The following is a 20,878-nucleotide window of genomic DNA, read 5'->3' on the forward strand; positions in this document are numbered from 1 at the left end:
TAAAGGGTAGCAAAAAACGCCGGACTATTTACTTAGGCTGGCGTTTTTTTTCGTCACCGCGTCGATAGTCCACTACAATAGAAGACATCAATTAAGCAATTTTCTTCGTTCACAACGCAAAGTACCAAACCATCATGCGCCGTCCGTCTAAAACACCACGTAAGTTCTCCACCGACAGCCACCGACTGACTGAACTCGCCCAAGCACTGGTTCTTGCCTCTAGCCGCATAGAGCAACGGGCTTGGGAGCACGAGCTCGATACGCATCTGAGCAAGCTCCTTAAAAGCCATCATCAGGAACCAATCGATAGTGCACTGGAACAGCTATTTCCCGAGCAGGCAGACGCGTATGAAGCCTTGATGGATGCAGTCGAAGCCTGTAGCGAATCTTCGACGATCGAGCATGGGGGGTTGCGCTATGACACCTTATTAATTGCTATACCGGTGTTGGCCTGGACGCGGTTTTCAATTGCTTCAGGAAGCGTTCCGCCCGATATGGTCGCCACCTTAACAGGTCATATGCACGCACATATACTGGCTTCCGATGTCCGCGTTGCCCTGATGCCGACCTTGTATGCCATTGATCAGTTGCCGCGCTCACACGCCGACACCTACGCTTTAATGCATCGTATGTCGCAAGCAGCGCTTACCGGGGCCATTGTTACCAATCCACCCAACGCCCCTGAAACCGCCCCATTTTTGGCCGACACGCGATATTTGCTGGCTACCTTGGTGGTGCCAACCGGACACGCATTTTTTTGCTGGCAACCGGGCGCACTGAGTGGCAGTAACATCAGCGCATCCAGCACTGCAACCAAAAAAAGCGTTGCATTAGAGCATTGGCTGGCACAGGTAACGCCTAATGTCAGTCGGCTCCTGCCCGGCTGCGGGATCGACTTATTGCTACCAGAGGCCTACTTTGTCGCCTGTCGTGAGGGCGACAAGCAAATTCGGCCGGTCTCTTTGCGTGCCGCTAGTTATTACCTCTCCACCACGCTGGAAATCGAAAGCAAAGATCTGCACGTTACTATTGGTCGTTTCAGCGAGCAGCCAGAGAGCGATCGTGTAGACGAATACCGCATAGGATTTTCCATCGGACAAACCACTGAAATTATCTACGGCGTAGTGTGGCCGCTATATGGACAAGAAGAAGCTATCGAGGAGCCGCCTGACCCAACAGATATCGAGACCGAAGGTCAAACGCCGCTAGAACAAATTCTGTCGTTGCTACGCGAGTGCGGCATCAGTGACATACAGCGTCATGATGAATTATTCGCGATGGAATTTTGCGACGATTGCGGTTCGCCATTTTACGCCGATCCAGAAGGCGAACTGGTACATCCTGAAATGCCAGAAGACGCGCCACCGAGCGGGTCCGCACACTTTCATTGACCAGAAAAGATACAGATTTAAAATTCACAATTTGCGCTTCTGGCGATGTTTTGCAAATTTTGTCGATTAGAAGAATGACGGTTTCTGGCACCACCGTACTGTCTGAAAACTGAGATACAAGCTCATTCATAGCATGACGAATGCCGCTCTTACGGTTTTGCAGTGCTGTCGCGTGAAGCCCAATGTCGGCCAGTATGGAAGCGTAAATTTATCGATACGACCGATAGCAAACATTACATGCCTGTCGCCGATAATATTCTTAATCGGCAATTTAACCTGGCGCATCCTGACCTTTCCTGGGTCTCAGATATGACTTATCCAAACCCGACAAGGCTGGTCATGTCTGGCTTTGGTGATGCATTTATATCCACGGAAAATTGTCGGCTAGACGCGTTTACCTACGATACACACGCACTTGATTTGGCGGGCATTATCTCAGGCCTTCCAAATGCGCCAGCTCGCACCTGAATGGATTTTTCACGCGGACCGTGACAGCCAATATGCTAGGACCGAATATCAGACTTTGACTGTTTTGAGTTGACCAGGACATACAGCAGAGCATTCATTGCATGTCGTAAAGAGTCGGTTATGCCGTCGTAAAATACGTTGCGGCTGGATGGCCAGGAACGCCACTATTCCTCACACCATTACGCATCTAACGCTCGCGGGTAGACGCTTAGTGATCAAATCACCGAATGATAGTAGCTCTTGACTCCATCGACCAAAAGCCCAGCTTTTACCCCCACCTGCATTGTTTAATACTTTCTGTTTGCACAAGCACCGTTGAATAGATTTCGCTCCCTTACAGCTTGACCTGGGATTGGTGCTTTTAGGGAAATAACCATTTGCCTATATACTGACGATGAAATAGTGGGCCTGCCAGCGCCCTTGTTAGACCTGGGATGACAATACCTGATGAGATTTTCTACCAAATTTTTTACGAGACGCGCCATGAAATTCACCATGCAATTTGTCGAGAGATTCGCTACGGGGCTCACTACGCGATCCAATCTTGCGCTATTTGTTCCTCTAGGCCGAATCCTGTTGGTCGCGATATTAGGGTTGGCAGCCTCCTCCTGCGCGTCGTTACCCGATGTCAGTACGCTCAATGAGCAACCGGTCGCTGGCTCGCTGGCCCTCAAAGACCGACAAGAAAACCTCCGCGCGTCATCGGTTTTGGTATCGCGATTACGCCACTCACACGTTGACCTGCAAAGACTGGCCGCGTTGGAAAATGCGGCCGCGACGGCACCACCAATTAAAGGTAATAAAGTAACGTTATTATTCGACGGTCCTCAAACGCTAAACGCAATGATTGAGGCGATTGCACACGCAAAAAATAATATCAATTTAGAAACCTACATTTTTGATCAAGATCCCCTTGGCTTAAAGTTTGCAAATTTATTAATCGAAAAGCAGCGTGCCGGGGTGCAGGTCAACATAATTTACGATAGCGTGGGCACGATAGGAACCCCGGCGGATTTTTTTGAGCGTATGCGCAGCGCTGGGATTAAGTTGGTAGAGTTTAATCCGGTTAATCCCCTTAAGCGTATCGGCGCATGGCGGCTAAATAATCGAGACCATCGCAAAATTTTGGTCGTCGATGGAAAAACTGCCTTTACTGGAGGCGTAAACATCAGCGCAGCCTACGCAAATAGTTCATTATTTCGCTCACAAAAAAATACTCACGGCATCATCGGATGGCGCGATACACATATTATGATCGAAGGCCCAGCGGCGGCATTTCTGCAATTATCTTTCATGCGCACATGGGCCCGGCAGGGAACAGAAGACTTGCCGGATTTAGCGTACTTTCCGCCCCTTCAAAAAAGCGGCGATAAAGTTGTGCGCGTTTTGATCAGCAGGCCTGATGGCGATTTTATCTTGTATAAAGCCTACATGCAGGCGCTTCAGAATGCAAAAAAAACTATCCATATTACAACGCCCTACTTCGCCCCTGATCAACAAATGGTCAAGGCCTTGACCGACGCCGCGCAACGCGGTGTGGAGGTCTCAATGATTTTCCCCAGCGTTTCTGATAGCGGTCTCGCATCGCAGGCGGGACAATCATATTACGATCAACTGCTTGCAGCGGGCATTAAGATCTATCGACTGCAAGTGGCAATACTGCACGCTAAAACCGCAGTAATCGACGGCAACTGGTCTACGGTAGGATCTGCAAATATGGATATACGTAGCTTCCTTCATAATTACGAAGCTAATGTAGTGGTTCTAGGCGAGGAATTTGGTGGCGAGATGGAAAATGCGTTTGATGATGACCTCAGCACTTCGGATGAAATCACTAAGGATGAGTGGAGCCGCCGATCTTTCGCTGACCGTATCAAGGAATGGGCAGCCCGATCATTAGGTTATTGGCTTTAAGAGAGTGTCGCCGCAGAAATAGATACTGTGGTGGAAATTACGCATGCAACATTTCTTTGGATCTGGCTGTCCTGGGCAACCGGGGCGATGCGAATAAAGACCCGTCGACCAGTCTCGTTTTACGGTATTATGAAACATAATTTGTAGCAATGGCACCGGCGCAACTCTCTGCGCCTTCCGCGCCGGGTCATAACTGACCATCAAAAGTCCTCACTTAGCAAAACGTTTGCTGTCACCGATTTTCTTTCAAAAATTGTGCACTTTATTCTGCGTGCACAAACTTCCTTTCTGACGTCACTGTTAGTGTTAACTTTTTAGTGCTAGCTTTTTCTGCCATATTTCATTGATATTTAACTTTATTTTAGTTAAAAAACCTGCGGAGATAACATGCTTGAAATGGCTAATTTTCAATTTAATCAGGCAGCACTGATTTCATCGATTGCTCACGCGTCCACGGAGGAACTTGACGCATTAGACTTTGGCGTGATTGGCTTCGACCGAGCGGGCGTTGTCCACCGCTACAACGTTTATGAAGCCAAATTGGCTGGGCTTCGCGCAGACAATATAAGAGGTGCGCTATTGTTTATCAACGTAGCGCCCTGTATGAATAACTTTATGGTCGCACGACGTTTCGAAGATGCGCAAAAAAAGCACACTCCCCTGGATATGGTTATCGATTACGTCCTCACTTTACGCATGCGACCGGTTCAGGTAAAACTCCGGCTTTTGTCTAGTCCGGACCTGGACCTTCAGTTCATTCTGGTACAACGCGCTCTATGAGCGCTCATAGCGGAACGCAAGATTTGGCAGTTGAGCATGAAGCATTACTGCAATTTCTTTATCTCGCCCCAGTTGGCCTCGTGCAAACCAGTGCCGCCGGTGAGGTTGAGCTCATGAATCCCTTATCGGCGCAATTGTTAATGCCTCTTTCTAAAGACGGCGGCCTGGCTAACCTTTTTAAAGTCCTCGAATCAGTCGCCCCCGAATTACGGGGCATGGCGGAAGATTTTATATCACCGCAGGGCGCAATTTGCGAGGGATTCAGGGCGCAACTAACGGGAGGAATTCGTGGTAAGGAAGAGCCCAAAATGCTTGGAATAAGTTTAATCAAACTGGCTCCAGACCGACTTATGGCAGTTCTCACAGATATGACACAGGTAATAGCGCAGGAGCGCCAATTAAAGTACAACACCGCCTGGCTCAACGCGATCACTGCCGGTGTCACTGATTACGCGTTGATGAGCCTGGATCACGATGGACGCATTCAGGAATGGAACCCAAGCATAGGAAGGGTGACGAAATTTACCGCAAAGGAAGTCGTGGGGAAATATTTTTCGGTCTTTTATAAAGATCAAGGCATTTCCATTGACCGCATGACAGACTACCTAAGAGAGGCCGACGAAGACGGCTGGAGTTTAAGCGAAGGCTGGCGCATGAAAGGCGATGGCTCCCGCTTCTGGAGCAGTAGCATGATCGTGCCCATTGAGGAGATGGTAGCCGAAACCGGTGGCGGCGCGCCTTCTGTATTACAGGAAGAAAAGCGCTACGCATTGATCATAAGAGACATTACCGCTCGTACGCGCGACGCCGGCGCCCGACTAAACGCCATGTCGACCGATTATTTGACGGGGATCGCGAATCGGCGTACGCTTTTTGAATCCGCTGAACTTGAATTGAAGCGCTGGCATCGGCATCCTCGCCCGCTCTCATTGATGATTATCGATGCGGACTTTTTCAAAAAGGTCAACGACACCTATGGTCATGCTGCAGGCGATCTGGTGCTCTGCGACCTTGCCTCCGCGTTGGGGGAGTCCATGCGTGAAATTGATACGGTTTCGCGCATTGGCGGCGAAGAGTTTGCCGCGTTGCTACCTTCAACCGATAGTGAAGGTGCTTTCCAGTTAGCGGAACGCTTCCGTAAGCGGGTCGAGGCAGCATGCGTTACATTTGAAGGTGGCGAAATAAAATATACGATCAGCATCGGTATCAGCGTGATGGACGAATCGGTGCGCGGCTTCGACGATTTATTGGCGCGTGCCGATACAGCGCTTTATATTGCGAAAGAAACGGGACGTAACAAGGTGGAAATCTGGAATGGTCTAAAGCGCGCATTGCGGACTTGACCCCTGCATTCGTCCCAACGTCAGGTATCAGGCTCCGCGCACCAAGTAGTCGATACCCAGTTTCAGCAAGCGGTTTTTATCGCTTTTTCACTTTCTTTCTGACCATATGACCAATGACGTAAAAAGTAACATAATTAGCGCAGGCAATAGCCCAAAACATACAACTGAAACCGTCACCAGCGTGCATTATTGGACCAAGACGTTGCTGTCATTCAGATGTACGCGTCCGCCGGGCTATCAATTCACCCCCGGTCAGTTTGCGCGCCTTGGACTCGTGACCGAGAGTGGTGAGATTGTGTCGCGCGCCTACTCGGTGACATCTGCTCCAAACGAAACTGAGCTTGAGTTCTTTCTTATTCTGGTACCGAACGGCCCTTTTTCTGCGCTGATGTGCAATCTGCGTTCTGGAGACCAGATATTCGTGGAAAAATTCAGTTATGGATTCATGACCACAGATCGATTCGTTGACGGTGAAGACCTCTGGATGCTGGCCACCGGCACCGGACTTGGACCCTTCATCTCCATTTTGCAAGATCCGTCGGTATGGAAAAGATTCCGCAACCTGGTGCTGGTGCATTGCGTGCGAAACACTGAAGAATTGGCTTATCAGCCGTTATTGCAGAGTTTGCCGCAACGTCCTGCCTTAGCGGAAGGTGGTGCGCAGTTGGTTTTAATTCCTGCAACCACACGAGACACCGACACGACAGGTCCGCGTCATTTACATGCACGCATCACGACTATCCTGGAAAATGGCGCACTTGAAAGTACCGCAGGACGTCCGATCACCGTCGACTCCTCCCGCGTAATGATCTGTGGCAATCCAGACATGATAACGGCAACCAGAAATATCCTCTATCAACGTGGCATGCGACCTTGCCGCAAGGCTGTTCCCGGGCAATTTGTGACTGAAGACTATTGGTGAAATATAGCCTGTTAGCCATCCCACCGCTGCCCTTGTCTTTAAGTGTTAGCGCACCTCTTGTTTCATCATCGCCCCGCCATGTAAGTGCGTTCAAAATATAGTTTCTTGTGGCAACGTCTGAGGACGGCATTCCAAAAATCATTCACCTGTAGATTATTTTTGTGTCCTTTTTAGTCGCGTTTGCTCTCACCAAATCAAGCGCCCCTCCCCTACAACGCAGGCAGAGAATCTGATTAGCCCAGCGCATTCTAATCCTCGGCACCCCTCGTGGATCTGCTCCTGCCGCAAAATGGACCTTTTTTGCAGGCCTGCCCTCAGCTTCGCAGACTATGCTCTACACCTATATCCTGCCCCGAGGTGCATTCTGCATGCCACCCTTTCCCGTGGTTTCGTATTAACCTAATTCCCCCACGAAAATAAAAGCGCTATTTTTAAAATTGGTGCCTGAAGGCATTGCGGAATACCTCATACAGCACGAAGGAAATATCCAAAAATTATCGATGTATGAGCGTCGTTTAATACTTTCAGAGGCACTAGCGCAAAATTTAAAATTAGGAGAAAATTCCCCCCTATCTAATTACAGCCCGTCCCGCAGCGACCCGGTTTCCCACTCCATGCGTCGTGCTGAAAATGTGTTCGAAGAGCGCTATGGAAATCCTTGAATCTAAAGATATGTATAACACTCCCCTCTTGGTTACCGCGATGCAAACCGGAGTGGACGCCAATGCGATCGCTGTCTCTCTCGATATATTAAAGGAAGCCTCGGTCCAAAATTTGATATCGGCACTAAATCTTACGCAAATTTTGAATAGCAAAAATGCTGGTTTATCCGCTTTCAACATCGCTATCGGGCGTGGGGACGCGCTACAAGTTAACATGTAAATCGAAAAAGTGTTGGCGCTTGGGCAGGGGGAACGTCCACTTTTGACCCCAGCACAGATTTTTGATTGTCTGGCTGGGGTTTCAGACGAAGGCAAGTGCGCTTTGGCAAAAGCATACGGTGAAGGCCACGCAGAACTAAGGCGTATTTTTTGCGAGGCACTATTGGATGAAAATAAATCGCATGCCCTCACGCCGTTACAACGATTTCGACTTTTATTTGGCACCTGCACCAATCGCACATCTGCTGCGAGCAACGCATTTTTGGAAGGACAGGCTGGTCCGATGCAGGTGTTTTGCGACATTTTTCTTAATGAAGATAACCCGACTTCTTAAACAGTGACGAGCGCACGCAATTTTTAATGGGGGCGTTAAATGAGCGTACACCTTTCATACTATTGTTAACGGTCGGAGCAAGAGCGGGATTTTCCAGTCCGATTCGGGTATTTTGCAGTGTACTTGTCCGTCAGGCAGAACAAAAAAACTCACGTCGCAAGCAACTTTTAAAATTCTGTCCGGCAAAGGGAGCGACGGGTCCAGCGCTTTACGAGGCGCTCTGGAAGCCAGGGCAATGGAGACAGTGAAGATATTGGCCGAGGTTTTTTTACAGTTGTATAAAGGCGATATTTTTGACGCTGATCAGGTTAGGAAATATCTATGCGACGGGATTGAATATTGCCGAAGCGAAGAGAAGCAGGTACACGATTTTGACCAATTGAAGTCGACGCATTCCGTGAGGTGGTAGACGCTTGGGATGCCTTGTCAAGCGCTTGATTAAAGAGGCGTCAACATCACTTATTGAGGACGATTTTGTAGGTGCTGTAAATACTATAAAACCCTCTAGCTCCGAACCTGAAAACCCTATTGCTTTGGATTAAATGGTTTCAGATGGCGGCCCGGCATTTTGAACTATAAAGTTGAACGTTATAGTTCAAAATGCCGGTAGAGTTATAAGTCGAATCTCAGTACAAAAGTTAGCAGGTGCAAGAATTGAGGCAAGAATTGAGGCAAGAATTGAGAATGGTTGAAAACGACATCCGCGATCTCTGTCAAAATACGGCATGAAACCACATTTTGACCACGAAGGAACCTGCATGTCTGACTCAACGGTAAACACTAGAAAAGAAGCATTTATCGACCTTTCTGTTAGTAACGGATTTGCAGCATTACCGTCGAATTTTTATACGAGACTGATGCCGACGCCGGTGCCCGCGCCCTATCTGGTTGACGCGAATCCTGCAGCAGGCGCTATGATTGGCCTTAATCACGCTGCGTTTTCCTCAAAAGAATTTATTGAAACTTTTTCCGGCAATCAACTGCTGGATGACTCACAACCACTGGCTGCGGTGTACTCGGGCCATCAATTTGGACAATGGGCAGGGCAGTTAGGCGACGGACGGGCGATATTGTTGGGCGATACACCCGCACAAGACGGCAGTGCTGGTCGCATCGAACTACAACTAAAAGGTGCAGGGGCAACGCCTTACTCGCGCATGGGTGATGGTCGTGCGGTATTGCGTTCATCAATTCGCGAGTATCTATGCTCGGAAGCCATGGCCGCGCTCCACATTCCGACATCGCGTGCTTTAAGTGTTATCGGCTCCGATCAATTTATTATGCGAGAAACGCCAGAAACGACCGCTGTGGTGACGCGGCTAGCGCCAAGTTTCGTGCGCTTTGGCTCATTTGAACATTGGTTTTATAACAAGCAATATGACTCACTAAGAATTTTGGCCGACTATGTGATTGCGCAATTTTATCCAGAACTAGTGGCCAGCGAAAATCGCTACCACGACTTGTTGGTCGAAGTGACCAAGCGCACCGCGCACCTTATAGCGCAATGGCAGGCAGTCGGATTTATGCATGGCGTTATGAATACCGATAATATGTCGATCCTGGGCCTTACATTAGACTACGGTCCGTTCGGATTTATGGAGGCCTACGATCCTCGTCATATCTGTAATCACACCGATCAACAAGGACGCTATGCTTATAATATGCAACCGCAAATTGGCCATTGGAACTGTTACGCCTTAGGCCAGACTTTATTGCCATTAATTGGCAGCGTCGAAGAGACCGAAGATGCACTGAAAGATTATCAACTTCAATACACACAAAAGTTTGATGAATTAATGCATGCAAAGCTAGGCCTATGCACTGCTCAAGCGGAAGACGCCAAGTTATTCGATACGTTGTTTGCGTTAATGCAAGCTAACCATACTGATTTCACCCTATTCTTTCGTAAGCTAGGCGAGTTAAAATGTGCGCGTCCAGAAACCGATGCGATATTACGGGATCTATTTATAGACCGCGCCGGTTTTGACGCTTGGGCGATACAATATAGAATCCGATTGATAGCCGAAAATAGCCAGGACGAGATTCGTCGCCTTGAAATGCACCAAACCAACCCCAAATATATTCTGCGTAATTATTTGGCGCAGGTGGCTATCGAAAAAGCACAGAACAAAGATTACTCCGAAGTCGGAAAGTTACTGCACATTTTACAGCGGCCATTTGATGAGCAGCCTGAGCATGAGCATTATGCTGCGCTGCCGCCAGATTGGGCAAACGGACTGGAAGTGAGTTGTTCTTCATAAACATATATTTGTTTAGCAGGTGTACACGATAACGGAGTGAGCAAATTGGTTTCCTTGCATTAAGGCAAGTGGAAAAGAAAGCGCTCATACATTCTCACAGAGACATTCAAAAACTATCCGGTAAAAATAGGAGAACACCATGGGTAATACGAAAGTCACCAAGACCGAATCAGAATGGCGTGCGGCACTAGAACCGATGGAATACGAAGTCACGCGCAAGGCAGCGACCGAGCGCGCGTTTTCGGGAAAGTTCTGGGATCATCATGATCATGGCATTTATACGTGCATCTGCTGCGATACGCCCCTATTTGAATCCGATGCTAAATTCGATTCCGGTTGCGGTTGGCCAAGTTATTTCAAAGCCATTAATGCAGCAAATGTCCGCGAACGGATTGACCGCGCTCATGGGATGACCCGTACCGAAATTTTATGCAACGTATGCGACGCGCATCTTGGGCACGTATTTCCTGACGGCCCTCCGCCTACCGGTTTAAGATATTGCATTAACTCCGCCTCGCTCAGATTTGATCCAGCATGATTCATTGAAGTGCAATTAAGTTACGCTTTTAAGTTTATTTGATCACGTCGCGCAACTGCGTTTGTCTGAGCAAGCTCCGCACAATTACGAAAGTAAAGTCCATGAAGTTTTTGTTTGACCTATTTCCGGTAATACTTTTTTTCGGTATTTTTAAGTGGGGCGAAGGCCATACCGACGCCGCGCAAGCTTTCGTCTCCCAATATTTATCTGGTTTTGTGTCAGGCGGCGTCGTTACCGCAGCGCAAGCACCAATAATATTGGCGACGGCTGTGGCCATAGTCGCCACACTGGTCCAGATCGGTTATTTGCTAAGCCGACGTAAAAAAGTAGATCCCATGCTCTGGGTCTCCCTGATAATTATTACAGTTTTTGGCGGCGCAACTATTTACTTCCATAATGATGCGTTTATAAAATGGAAGCCTACCGTTTTGTATTGGTGTTTTGCGGCAGCACTTCTGGGTAGTCAGTTGATAATGAAAAAGAACTTGATTCGTACAATGATGGAAAAACAGATGGCCTTGCCAGAGCCAATCTGGGCCAAAGTCGGCTTCGCATGGAGCGCTTTTTTTATTTTCATGGGGCTACTAAATTTATATGTCGCGTTTAATTTCTCTCTCAATACATGGGTAAATTTCAAACTGTTTGGGGGCATGGGATTAATGTTTGCGTTTGTGATTGGTCAGAGTCTTTTTCTCTCCAAACACATCAAGGAGCCTAAATGATGTCGCAACTAGAGGAAATTCGGGAGAGGTTGCTTGCAACTTTTTTGCCGACGGAATGTCTACTGGAGGATGAATCGGCTATGCATGTGGGGCATGCCGGGGCGGCATCGGGCGGTAGTCATTACAGACTTAGGTTAATTTCGACGGTTTTTGAAGGGAAAAATCGTATAAGTCGCCATCGTCTGGTGTATGATTGTTTAGATGACATGATGCAACATAAAATTCATGCCTTGGCGATTACTGCGTTGGCGCCATCGGAGTGTTGAACTCTTTAAAACGCAAAACTGTAATCCTTGATGAAGTTTAGTTACATATCAATTAAAACATTCTTCTATTTCTCGCTATATTCTGTTTTATTCTTTAACAACTCCCCATACTATTTAGGATTTGAATATGACTTTTAAACCTGCTCACTTGCTGGTGGTACTTTTTGCTGCAGCCGCGTTACCCGCTTTTGCCCAGAACCTCGCCGTGGTTAATGGCAAGGCGATTCCCTCTTCCCGCGCCGACCTGATGATTTCACAAATGGCTGCGCAAGGTAACGGCCAGCCCGACTCTCCGCAATTGCGCGCAATGGTTAAAGAAGAGCTAATTAATCGCGAAGTATTAATTCAGCAAGCTGAAAAACAAGGCCTTGGGAACTCAGCAGATGTTAAGGCGCAAATCGATATCGCTCGTCAGTCAATCCTGATCCGCGCATTGGTAGCGGATTACGTTAAAAAGAATCCAGTCAGCGATGCAGACATTAAAGCAGAATACGATAAGTTCAAAGCGTCAGCTGGCGACAAGGAATATCATGCGCGTCACATTCTGGTAGAAAACGAAGCGGACGCAAAAACCATTATCACCAAACTAAAAGCCGGTGCAAAGTTCGAAGATCTGGCCAAACAATCCAAAGATCCAGGATCTGCAGCTAATGGCGGCGATCTAGGCTGGGCAACCCCGGTTTCTTTCGTTAAGCCATTTTCTGACGCACTGATCGCGTTGAAGCCTGGCCAGTACACTGAAACACCGATTAAGACACAATTCGGCTATCACGTGATCCAACTGGAAGAGTCACGTCCAGCCAAGATTCCTGCCATGGCTGAAGTCAAACCGCAAATCACTGAAGCGCTACAACAGAAAAAACTGCAAGCATATCAACAAGAGTTGCGCGCAAAAGCAAAGATTCAATAATCTTTATCGTCTGAATCCGTTTACATAGCGACGTTGCTTATTATTACTAAATTGCGCGTCGTTGTGTAATAAAAAAAACGCTCTAGGGAGCGTTTTTTTATGGGTATTGTTTATGAGCGAACAGCTTATTCGGAATGAAATATCACTTGCCGATATATTCCGAGAGATGGCTGCCGAGGTAGCACTATTATAGTTCCTTCATCTACCAAATCACTACTTTCAACATGGCATTTCACACCGACTTTTGATTGCACGGCTCGAGTTACTGCGGAGCCCGGGAATTAAGCGCAGGCTGATATGTAACGCGCAGACGAAAGTTACTGTACCAACTTACCTTCGCATTGTTATCTCGCGGTGGTGTTTGTATTGAAAACTCTGGGCGAGGGCCTTTCAGAACAAACCCGAAATTATTGCGACTCATCGTTACCCAATCACCCACTTGCTCAGACACTCTGACCTTAATAGTTTCTCCCACCGGCAATCGCGTATGGTTATCGCAGAGCATCGGGGACGCATAAATTTCCGTAGACATACAAAGTTTGTTTGCATAGGAAATCGGTACCTCTGTGGCGATTAATCTGCCATCGTCGCGGGATACAGACCTGATCGTATCAAGCAATAATTCCGCATTGGTAATGCTGTCGAACTGGCTGACGTCAAATTTTACTCCGCCTTTGAATGTGGACACGCGCACATCATCGCAAGCAAAAGGTACCTTGCCACCCTTAAAAAAATCATCGTACCCGACCATGACCGTTGGCGGTGCTGAAGAAAAAGTCGATACGGGAGTCACGCCTTCTTTGTCGCAAAAACCGAAAGATCCGCTGACAACTGACGTACCCGTTGTAACCAGCAGCGGTTTTAGTTCAACAGTTTTTAGGGTACCGGGCGCGCATCCAGATAGGAGCATGATCAGCAAGATATTCCCGAATGCGTTAAATATCCACGTTATTGAAAAATATTTCATTCTTCTAAGCCCCGTTTTTGGTTAAATTTGTTAACGCTGATCTCGGTTACCCGGAGATTCACTGTTTTATCCCCACTACCACAAACCCCCGGTGAGCGAATAAACAGGTCTGCTTTCACAATTTTTCAGCCGCATCTTGGCATAGTATTGACCGTTAAATCTGTCGCAATCTTTCATTCGCAACGGGCAACCCTTTTTCGATCAATGCAAGTATGTCCTGATAGATATTCGATAAATATTATCGGTGCTTCACAGCAGACCCCTTAGAATAGTGAATTATTATCAAATAAGCTAGTCAAAAATACAATAAATGGCTGACTTTGTAATAGAGACCCTGCTTTTTAGCAGCAGAATAATTATTGCCGAAACGACATCCAAATATTTTCTGGCTTCGTGGAGAAATCCCCTTTCAGCGTTGAAACGCAGCCATCTTTACTGCTGTCAAGGACGGCAATAGGGGCGCGTGGGACCTAGTTAGCGCCTCCTTGCGTGCTACGCTGTGCGCGCTCTAGGCCGAACCGCTCAATGTGGGTCATCCAGTTTGTACTGAATAAGACCGCGGTCTCCGGACCATCAGCCAGTTGGGAAGGCATAGCCGTGTAGCGCATCTCTATTTGCGGGCCCGGGTTTTGGACATGCACCGCGTGCGCCATGTCCTTTAAGCCAACAAGGTATTGCAAATTAATGCTTCATACTGTTCGCGGCTTGTGTCATTTTGCGACTTGCGATGGGTGACAATATTCATATGCTTGTGCAGCGGCGCAAAAGGCAAGCCTGCCGCCGATAACAAGGCGATTAAGTAACGCACCATGTTGAAGCCTTAGTTAAAAATGTGCAGTTATTTGCAGACATTCATGTCTGAGAGAGTTGTCATCTGAGGTCAAATCTTTTGCAAGCTCGTAAATTTGTCCGGCTCTATCAGGGCGGTCTGAAACGGTCGCGTGGCCCTCCTCCGGCATTTGATTAAGGTCCTTGTTAAGCGTTGAAAACGCTCCCTTAAGACTAAAGATAGCCGTCCGTAAAATTATTAACCGATTTTCTAAAGCGCTGATCGCTTAGGCGCGTGCTTAATGTATACTTCTCGGCTGACCAGCATAAGAGAGCCTTAGACATGTCTACATATAGAGAACTACAAGAGCAAATTGAACAGTTGCGCCAGCAAGCCGAAGAAGTTCGTAAGGTCGAACTCGCAGACGTTATTCTTGAAATCAAAACCAAGATGCAGGAATATGGCATTACCGGGGCAGATTTGGGCCTCATGGGCAAAAAGCGCGTGATGAAAACATCACCAGCACCGCTAGGCTCAAATGAACCAGAGCAGCCAGCATCGGAACACACCGAGATGTAAGTTACGGAGGCGTCATAGATGCTTCATGGAATCGGGCGCAAGGTTGGACACTTATCATACAAAAATCAGCGCTAGCAAAGACTGTGCACCACTTGTACTTCTGCTCCTTGCTCCGCCAAAACCACGTTCATACACGTGGTTTTTTTACGCCTTGCTCGCCTGAGCGACTATTACCAAAAATAGAAATCTTTTTTCTATAATCATCGTTCACATCCCGTTAGCGCGGACAATCCGGCAACTTATGGCATCGTAAATAACCAGTCGCTCACTAACGTCACGATCATGTCACATAATTTAGGTAGGGTGCTGACGGAATCGCCGTGCTTATAGCCGCTGCAATGCCTTCATAAATTTTAACAAATAACATCACGGGTAAGATATGTACACCGACAACAAGCGACTGATTATTCTGGATGCCGATGGCACCACCATAGACGCATTTAACGCCATCGATAAGACCTTTGCGCGACATAATATGACGATCGGAGATGAAGAGAGTTTTCAGAAGCGGCGCCATATTTTTAAATATCTTGGTGGCTTACGAGACTTTCCTTCCAATATCAAAAAGCAGATAGGCAAGCAAAGCCGCAAACAAATCATCCAAACGCTTACCGAGGTGTATCGTGAGGAAGCGCAACTCTATCCCCGTATAGCAGAACTCATTCAAACCTTGATCGCCGCACCGGATGTGATTGTCGGTCTGGTCACCCGCAACATCACCAACGAGCCCGAGGAGACGCTACGCTTGCTGTTTCGACGTCATGACATTGATCTTGATGCGCTGGATTTTTTTGCTCACATACCTGTACGCCAAGAAAAGACGGTACAATTCCGCGCCGCCCGAGAACACTTTAATATCAATCCTGCGCGCTGTTATATTTGCGGTGATGAGGAGAAGGATTTTCTTGCAGGGATTCAGTCCGGCATGCATCCGTTTATGGTGTCGTATGGCTTTGAAAGCCATAAGCGCCTCACGCGAAAATTCAAGGTGCCCGAAGAAATCATCTCCCAAACGTCCGCAGAATTGCGCGAACGCGTACTGCATGGCCTTGGACTCAACCCGATTGGCCAGGCTTTGAAACCACCAAATTAACGCCAAATGTGATCCTGGCTTTTATTTTAAAATAGTTTTTTGCAGCGATGCACTCACCATAATATCGTTTTGAAAAGCGGTAGATACCACGTCCGCGCCAAAGAAATTTTTGTTCAAAGCCAGCATTTCGGCCAGACGCCGATGGCCAGCCTCATCGTCCGGCATGCGCAGGATAACGGTCATGAATTGCGGGCGGGTATGCGAATTCGCCGACGCTGAAAAGGTAGGTACCAAAACAGCAGTTTGCACAGCGTCGCTTATAACCGGCGCAATCTCCCCGACAGACGGCATGTCTGTTACGGCATTTGCCTGCAACTCTTGCGTCAGTTCCTGCTCTAGAACAATCACCGTTGTGTGCGGTTCCGGCCATTTTTTTGCGCCACCGATCATCGCAGGAATCCCACCTGTCACTTCATATTCCGTGGCCGAAATTTGCTCATAGTGAAACGGCTCCCAGCCCTCCACATTAATATTTCGTTTGGCAACGCTCTCCATTGCCTTGGCCGGGCCGCGTCCACTGGCAAGCATGCCCACAGGAAGAAAATCTTCGCTGGTCGCTGGCGCTAATTTTTCACTCATTACGGACTTTCTATATGATGGGCAATCGAAGGATTCTGCAACGTTTGTATGAGTTGCCTGAACTGTTGCGCCTTGCTGAGTTTTACTTTATCTTTTTACTGTATCTTTGCTAGGCTGCCGATTATAAAGTATCAACCAAATAGAGGAAAACATGTCCCAAATAGCCGTCATCTCCATCAACACTGCCAAACCTGGTCAGGAACAAAAAATGGAAGCCGCGATGCGTGCGTTGATTGCGCCAAGCCAGGCCGATCCGGGTTACCTTCAATATGACCTGCATCGCGACCTGGATGATCCGCGCACCTTCGTATTCTATGAGCGCTGGGAAAGTCGCGAATTGCTGCATCAGCACTTTAAAGCGCCGCACGTCGTCGCATGGATTGCCCAAGCTGGCGACCTGGTAGAGAGCAGCACCTTGCGGATCCTGGAAAGTTTAGGATAACGCCTGAGATTTATTACTGGCGTCTCACCCTGCGGTTGCTAGAGCGGAGTGCGAAAAAGCATAACGCCTTCAGGCTTATCTTCTCATGCGTCATCAAGTCATCAAGTCATCAAGTAATCAACTAATTAAGTAATCGCGTAATTATTCAATTTCTTGATGAGCCCAAAGACAAAGAGTAAATCTCGATTTACCGATATTTACTCTTTTTTCCCGTTTTGATATCCAGCGCAAAACGCACGCCGTTTTCCGTAAATTGCGTTTCATCCGGCGGCTCTTCACCGGCTAACACGCCCGATACGTTGAGCAAACCTTCGCCTTTGCGGATCAGTTCGTCGGAACGTTCGTATACGTTGAGGCAATCCGTTTCGGCCATCAATGCCTTAACAATTGGCACCTTCCAGGCTTCCACCCCTGCCGCCTGAAATTCGCAAATAAGATAACCTTGACGGCCACCGTACCAATCCACCAATAAACCCGGTAGATCATCTTTTTCTGCCAATACCAGACGCACTACGTCGGTAGCGGCGCTATTTTTTCTACCCGCGGCCAAACTGCGTGCAGCGACTGCGGCCTTGACGCGGCGTTTCATGAATGCATGATCGACCGCCTCATTTTGGTCAAAAGTCCAAACTCGTGCCCTAATTTCGGATTTAGGGCTGTGCGCAGCACGCGCCAAAAATTTACCGGAAGACGAATGCACCAGCGCGGTCGCGCCAAGCTGCATATTTTCTCCGGGCTTGCCTTCGACCCGCTCAATGGCAGAGGCATAAATCCATGGCTGCCGAACTAACAGACTTTTTTCCTTGCCTTGCTTAATGGTAATGACGAGCATGATACTTATTTCCAAATGTGATTATTCAAGATAAAACGCAATATTATTTACCAAGCGGTCAGCGTGCGCGCACATCATGACGAGACAGCCAATTAAAAAAAACGCCCCGAAAAATCAGGGCCTCGTTTAATTTGGCTATCAACACTGATAGTAGGTACTGCGCATGGGACCATTCTTAATGGTAAACAATTTTACACGTATCATCAGCCACGTTGGGATTTCGTCCGTTGCTTCGGTACTTTTAGCACTTAGGAACGACTTCAAGACAATTTGCGCTAAGGATGAGCTGGCGTTACACCATCTAACTTGTATAGCGGAAAAAAAGAAAGCCCGCATAACCTTGCGGTCGCGGGCTAAAACCAAACCTTAGGAGGTGTTGGAGGAGACAGGCCAACTATAACCGGGTTGATGCGACTGACAATGCTTCTTTACAATCACTTACAACGTCCTGTTTAATTTAGAGCATTACGCTCGTTCTTGTTATTTCCAAAATCCTTCATGCGCTTTAGCGGCCTCATCCTCCAATAGTGGACCGATAACCTCAATTTGCCGTTGACCGCGGAGAAACACTTCACGGCACGGCAGCGAAAAGGTGGGATTTTCCGGGTGATCACCTGTTAGTCCGAGCAAAGTATGCTCAGACAATGCGTACACCACACGACCGATACCGGTCCAATAAATCGCACCTGAGCACATGCAGCACGGCTCGGCGCTGGTATAAAGCGTACTCTTGGCGAGTTGTTCGGGGCTGAACTTCTGTGCAGCGCGCGCTGCAGCGACGAGCTCGGCGTGTTGGGTCGGATCCCCTTCCGGTGGCATTGAATTGTTACCGGCGGTGACGACAATAATGCCATTCTCATCGGCGACCAGGGCGGCGAACGGATGGCGACCGCGTTGTCTCGACTCGTTGGATAATGTGATTGCGTGACGCAAGAGCGCCATATCTCGTTTAGTAAGATGTGAGTTTTCGATTTTGGCGTCGCCCGTCATTACATTGGTCTCCTGATTAAAGGTTGTGTAAGCGCATCAGCAAACCGGCCTCAGGGCACATCGAACATATGTCCGGTCGCGCGAGTCGTCTGTGGATTCAACACCTGGGATGGGAAAGTCGGTGTACCGGCTGCTGGAACCTGCCGCGCGAGAAACGCGATGACCTCCGTGCCGAAAATATCATTGCGATCACCCGCTACCATATGCCCCGCCGTAGTCACGTTAATATATTCACTGTGCGGACAAAGTCGCAAAAAGTCCTGCGCGCCCTCTTCAGTTAACACATCCGACAGACCGCCGCGTACCAGAAGCGCTGGCAGTCGCAATCTGCGCGCACACTCTGTGAGGCGAATGGCGCGCGCGGTAAAGTCGTGCCGTTGCGGTCGAAACCGTGGATCCCAATGCCAGCGGTATTTGCCGTCTCTGCCCAAACGAACATTTTTGGCCAACCCATCAAGATTCTTCGGGGCCTCACGATGTGGTTGATAGCTGGCGATCGCGTCAGCTACCTCCTGCAAGGAGTCGAATCCATCCGGCTTCAGACTCATGAACGCCTGAATTTTATCGATACCCTGAATCTCAATGCGGGGCGCGATGTCTACCAATACCAACGCGGTCGCATTGACGTGCTCTTCACCAATCGCAACCAGACTGGTGCCACCGCCCATTGAGGCGCCGACCAACACCGGGCGGCGATTACCAAACGTGGCAATCACACATTTTAGGTCTTCCACCATAATGTCTTGCCCGTACAAACCGTCCGGTGCCCAATCGGAGTCACCATGACCACGCGCATCAAAGGCGACCGCGTGATAACCCGCCGCACCAAGCAATCTACCCGTATGCTTCCAGGCGTGCCGGGTCTGTCCACCGCCATGCTGCAAAATCACCAGATGACCGCCTGGATCGCCCCATGAATCACCAGCAATCTTAACGCCGCCCGCTCCTTCCCAAATATGCATCGGATCCGTGGTTCCCGCTAATCTTGTCCCTGCGCTCATTGTTGATTCCTTCTTTATCGTGTTTTTGTTTTTTGGAAGGGCTACAGAATATTTGACAAATATTTGATTGCCTCTGCCCTATCGGAAAATGCGCTAATTAAGCAGTTGGCAACACAAGAGTATCAGAGATTCATTCCTTTTAAGCATCCCTCTTTATTATAAGGCTATGTCAAATTAGGTGCTCTTAGGGCCGCCTAAAGGCGCAATACCTATGGCGGACCAAGTGTGTTCAAATTTTCACGCTGATACTGACATATAATTTACCGGGAATATTTACTATCATTTAGGGGCTAACTATGCTTGACCATGTTTCGGTTACGGTGACCGATTTAGCACGTGCGGAAGAATTTTACGATGCCGTTTTTCTGGCGCTGGGCGTGTGCAAGGTAGGTACAGATTTTGAGAACGGATGGATAGGTTACGGTGAGCGCGCTGACGAACACAGGCCGGATTTAACCTATTTTTCAATCCGACTTGGTCTGCAACCCGACGACGCTACACGCCGTCACTGGTGCTTCAAAGCCTCGTCCCGGAAAGAAGTCGATGCATTCTGGCGCAACGGTATTTTAAAAGGCGGCATTTGCAACGGACAACCTGGCCTGCATGATTATCATCGATCTTATTACGCTGCATTTTTACGCGATCCGGAAGGCAACCGTATCGAGGCCGTCTGCCATAAAGCCGAAGACTAAAAGCTGGAGTCATTGGGCACAGAAAGAATCGCTTACGGTGATGTCTATCTGCCGTCGCGTGGCATTTCACGCAAATGATACTTCCCGACGTTGTCAACGCCGCCAATTACACGGCGCTTAACAAGTTATCGTTATTGGCAAAGTCTCTGGCAGGGTTCAAGGCGGCACCACACGGTGCGAGGGCTTATTGCCACCCAGACTAAC

At 48.3% G+C, this 20,878-nt stretch carries 22 protein-coding genes; 18 read left to right on the forward strand and 4 right to left on the reverse strand.

Going from position 1 to position 20,878, the window contains the following annotated elements:
• Positions 1-134 precede the first annotated feature (134 nt).
• The 16 genes from HAV38_RS06170 (at position 135) to HAV38_RS06245 (ending at position 16,138) form a co-directional block, all read left to right on the forward strand.
• The gene (locus HAV38_RS06170; protein ID WP_168053366.1) at positions 135-1,391 is read left to right on the forward strand and encodes a DUF2863 family protein; all 1,257 of its coding nucleotides are present in this window, start codon (positions 135-137) and stop codon (positions 1,389-1,391) included.
• A gap of 162 nt (positions 1,392-1,553) precedes the next feature.
• Positions 1,554-1,859 (forward strand): hypothetical protein, encoded by a 306-nt coding sequence (locus HAV38_RS06175; protein ID WP_168053368.1) that lies wholly within the window; start codon positions 1,554-1,556, stop codon positions 1,857-1,859.
• 483 nt (positions 1,860-2,342) lie between these two features.
• Entirely contained in the window at positions 2,343-3,773 is a 1,431-nt protein-coding gene (gene cls, locus HAV38_RS06180; protein ID WP_245182215.1) for a cardiolipin synthase, read from the forward strand.
• A gap of 387 nt (positions 3,774-4,160) precedes the next feature.
• Entirely contained in the window at positions 4,161-4,553 is a 393-nt protein-coding gene (locus HAV38_RS06185; RefSeq protein ID WP_245182216.1) for a PAS domain-containing protein, read from the forward strand.
• Positions 4,550-5,896 (forward strand): sensor domain-containing diguanylate cyclase, encoded by a 1,347-nt coding sequence (locus tag HAV38_RS06190; protein ID WP_168053370.1) that lies wholly within the window; start codon positions 4,550-4,552, stop codon positions 5,894-5,896. The genes HAV38_RS06185 and HAV38_RS06190 overlap by 4 nt, the downstream gene beginning before the upstream one ends.
• Positions 5,897-6,002: 106 nt before the next feature.
• Positions 6,003-6,818, forward strand: a complete 816-nt coding sequence (locus HAV38_RS06195) for a ferredoxin--NADP reductase (protein WP_168053372.1) — start codon at positions 6,003-6,005, stop codon at positions 6,816-6,818.
• Between the two features lie 648 nt (positions 6,819-7,466).
• Positions 7,467-7,700, forward strand: coding sequence for a hypothetical protein (locus HAV38_RS06200; protein ID WP_168053374.1), 234 nt, complete (start codon positions 7,467-7,469; stop codon positions 7,698-7,700).
• Between the two features lie 42 nt (positions 7,701-7,742).
• Positions 7,743-8,033, forward strand: coding sequence for a hypothetical protein (locus tag HAV38_RS06205; protein WP_168053376.1), 291 nt, complete (start codon positions 7,743-7,745; stop codon positions 8,031-8,033).
• Between the two features lie 758 nt (positions 8,034-8,791).
• Positions 8,792-10,294 carry a protein adenylyltransferase SelO gene (locus HAV38_RS06210; protein ID WP_168053378.1) on the forward strand — a complete coding sequence of 501 codons (1,503 nt, stop codon included), beginning with the start codon at positions 8,792-8,794 and terminating at the stop codon, positions 10,292-10,294.
• 139 nt (positions 10,295-10,433) lie between these two features.
• Complete coding sequence (gene msrB, locus HAV38_RS06215; RefSeq protein ID WP_168053380.1) at positions 10,434-10,832, forward strand: peptide-methionine (R)-S-oxide reductase MsrB; 399 nt, start codon at positions 10,434-10,436, stop codon at positions 10,830-10,832.
• 101 nt (positions 10,833-10,933) lie between these two features.
• Positions 10,934-11,554 (forward strand): septation protein A, encoded by a 621-nt coding sequence (locus HAV38_RS06220; protein WP_168053382.1) that lies wholly within the window; start codon positions 10,934-10,936, stop codon positions 11,552-11,554.
• Positions 11,551-11,820, forward strand: coding sequence for a BolA family protein (locus HAV38_RS06225; protein WP_375791650.1), 270 nt, complete (start codon positions 11,551-11,553; stop codon positions 11,818-11,820). Before HAV38_RS06220 ends, HAV38_RS06225 begins: the two co-directional genes overlap by 4 nt.
• A gap of 127 nt (positions 11,821-11,947) precedes the next feature.
• Positions 11,948-12,730, forward strand: a complete 783-nt coding sequence (locus tag HAV38_RS06230; RefSeq protein WP_168053384.1) for a peptidylprolyl isomerase — start codon at positions 11,948-11,950, stop codon at positions 12,728-12,730.
• A 635-nt stretch (positions 12,731-13,365) separates the two neighbouring features.
• Positions 13,366-13,722 (forward strand): hypothetical protein, encoded by a 357-nt coding sequence (locus HAV38_RS06235; protein WP_168053386.1) that lies wholly within the window; start codon positions 13,366-13,368, stop codon positions 13,720-13,722.
• A 1,086-nt stretch (positions 13,723-14,808) separates the two neighbouring features.
• The gene (locus tag HAV38_RS06240) at positions 14,809-15,045 is read left to right on the forward strand and encodes an H-NS histone family protein (RefSeq protein ID WP_168053388.1); all 237 of its coding nucleotides are present in this window, start codon (positions 14,809-14,811) and stop codon (positions 15,043-15,045) included.
• A 379-nt stretch (positions 15,046-15,424) separates the two neighbouring features.
• Positions 15,425-16,138, forward strand: a complete 714-nt coding sequence (locus HAV38_RS06245; RefSeq protein ID WP_168053390.1) for an HAD family hydrolase — start codon at positions 15,425-15,427, stop codon at positions 16,136-16,138.
• Between the two features lie 21 nt (positions 16,139-16,159).
• On the opposite strand, the gene HAV38_RS06250 is transcribed toward HAV38_RS06245, so the two are convergent.
• Positions 16,160-16,717 carry a hypothetical protein gene (locus tag HAV38_RS06250; RefSeq protein WP_168053392.1) on the reverse strand — a complete coding sequence of 186 codons (558 nt, stop codon included), beginning with the start codon at positions 16,715-16,717 and terminating at the stop codon, positions 16,160-16,162.
• Positions 16,718-16,868: 151 nt separating this feature from the next.
• Between HAV38_RS06250 and HAV38_RS06255 the strand changes: the two genes are divergently transcribed.
• A complete protein-coding gene (locus HAV38_RS06255; protein ID WP_168053394.1) occupies positions 16,869-17,159 on the forward strand; it encodes a putative quinol monooxygenase in 291 nt (96 codons plus the stop codon).
• A gap of 187 nt (positions 17,160-17,346) precedes the next feature.
• Here HAV38_RS06255 and HAV38_RS06260 read toward each other — a convergent pair whose 3' ends face one another.
• The 3 genes from HAV38_RS06260 to HAV38_RS06270 form a co-directional block, all read right to left on the reverse strand.
• Positions 17,347-17,991: a class I SAM-dependent rRNA methyltransferase gene (locus HAV38_RS06260; protein WP_168053396.1), complete on the reverse strand. Its 645-nt coding sequence runs from the start codon at positions 17,989-17,991 to the stop codon at positions 17,347-17,349.
• A gap of 480 nt (positions 17,992-18,471) precedes the next feature.
• On the reverse strand, positions 18,472-18,981 hold the full coding sequence (locus HAV38_RS06265) for a nucleoside deaminase (RefSeq protein ID WP_168053398.1): 510 nt from the start codon (positions 18,979-18,981) through the stop codon (positions 18,472-18,474).
• Between the two features lie 50 nt (positions 18,982-19,031).
• Complete coding sequence (locus tag HAV38_RS06270; RefSeq protein WP_168053400.1) at positions 19,032-19,982, reverse strand: alpha/beta fold hydrolase; 951 nt, start codon at positions 19,980-19,982, stop codon at positions 19,032-19,034.
• Positions 19,983-20,278: 296 nt separating this feature from the next.
• Between HAV38_RS06270 and HAV38_RS06275 the strand changes: the two genes are divergently transcribed.
• Complete coding sequence (locus HAV38_RS06275; protein ID WP_168053402.1) at positions 20,279-20,674, forward strand: VOC family protein; 396 nt, start codon at positions 20,279-20,281, stop codon at positions 20,672-20,674.
• Positions 20,675-20,878: the final 204 nt, after the last annotated feature.

The sequence above is a fragment of the Glaciimonas immobilis genome (genome assembly GCF_011947285.1).
Taxonomy (GTDB): domain Bacteria; phylum Pseudomonadota; class Gammaproteobacteria; order Burkholderiales; family Burkholderiaceae_D; genus Glaciimonas; species Glaciimonas immobilis.

Coding starts and splice junctions, on each gene's coding strand:
- HAV38_RS06190 (WP_168053370.1), top strand. CDS start 4,550: ATGAGCGCTCATAGCGGAACGCAAGATTTGGCAGTTGAGCATGAAGCA.
- HAV38_RS06210 (WP_168053378.1), top strand. CDS start 8,792: ATGTCTGACTCAACGGTAAACACTAGAAAAGAAGCATTTATCGACCTT.
- cls (WP_245182215.1), top strand. CDS start 2,343: ATGAAATTCACCATGCAATTTGTCGAGAGATTCGCTACGGGGCTCACT.
- HAV38_RS06220 (WP_168053382.1), top strand. CDS start 10,934: ATGAAGTTTTTGTTTGACCTATTTCCGGTAATACTTTTTTTCGGTATT.
- HAV38_RS06245 (WP_168053390.1), top strand. CDS start 15,425: ATGTACACCGACAACAAGCGACTGATTATTCTGGATGCCGATGGCACC.
- HAV38_RS06235 (WP_168053386.1), top strand. CDS start 13,366: ATGCTGTCGAACTGGCTGACGTCAAATTTTACTCCGCCTTTGAATGTG.
- HAV38_RS06260 (WP_168053396.1), bottom strand. CDS start 17,991: ATGCTCGTCATTACCATTAAGCAAGGCAAGGAAAAAAGTCTGTTAGTT.
- HAV38_RS06185 (WP_245182216.1), top strand. CDS start 4,161: ATGCTTGAAATGGCTAATTTTCAATTTAATCAGGCAGCACTGATTTCA.
- HAV38_RS06240 (WP_168053388.1), top strand. CDS start 14,809: ATGTCTACATATAGAGAACTACAAGAGCAAATTGAACAGTTGCGCCAG.
- HAV38_RS06275 (WP_168053402.1), top strand. CDS start 20,279: ATGCTTGACCATGTTTCGGTTACGGTGACCGATTTAGCACGTGCGGAA.
- HAV38_RS06200 (WP_168053374.1), top strand. CDS start 7,467: ATGGAAATCCTTGAATCTAAAGATATGTATAACACTCCCCTCTTGGTT.
- HAV38_RS06225 (WP_375791650.1), top strand. CDS start 11,551: ATGATGTCGCAACTAGAGGAAATTCGGGAGAGGTTGCTTGCAACTTTT.
- HAV38_RS06255 (WP_168053394.1), top strand. CDS start 16,869: ATGTCCCAAATAGCCGTCATCTCCATCAACACTGCCAAACCTGGTCAG.
- HAV38_RS06230 (WP_168053384.1), top strand. CDS start 11,948: ATGACTTTTAAACCTGCTCACTTGCTGGTGGTACTTTTTGCTGCAGCC.
- HAV38_RS06265 (WP_168053398.1), bottom strand. CDS start 18,981: ATGACGGGCGACGCCAAAATCGAAAACTCACATCTTACTAAACGAGAT.
- HAV38_RS06250 (WP_168053392.1), bottom strand. CDS start 16,717: ATGAGTGAAAAATTAGCGCCAGCGACCAGCGAAGATTTTCTTCCTGTG.
- HAV38_RS06195 (WP_168053372.1), top strand. CDS start 6,003: ATGACCAATGACGTAAAAAGTAACATAATTAGCGCAGGCAATAGCCCA.
- HAV38_RS06170 (WP_168053366.1), top strand. CDS start 135: ATGCGCCGTCCGTCTAAAACACCACGTAAGTTCTCCACCGACAGCCAC.
- msrB (WP_168053380.1), top strand. CDS start 10,434: ATGGGTAATACGAAAGTCACCAAGACCGAATCAGAATGGCGTGCGGCA.
- HAV38_RS06270 (WP_168053400.1), bottom strand. CDS start 19,982: ATGAGCGCAGGGACAAGATTAGCGGGAACCACGGATCCGATGCATATT.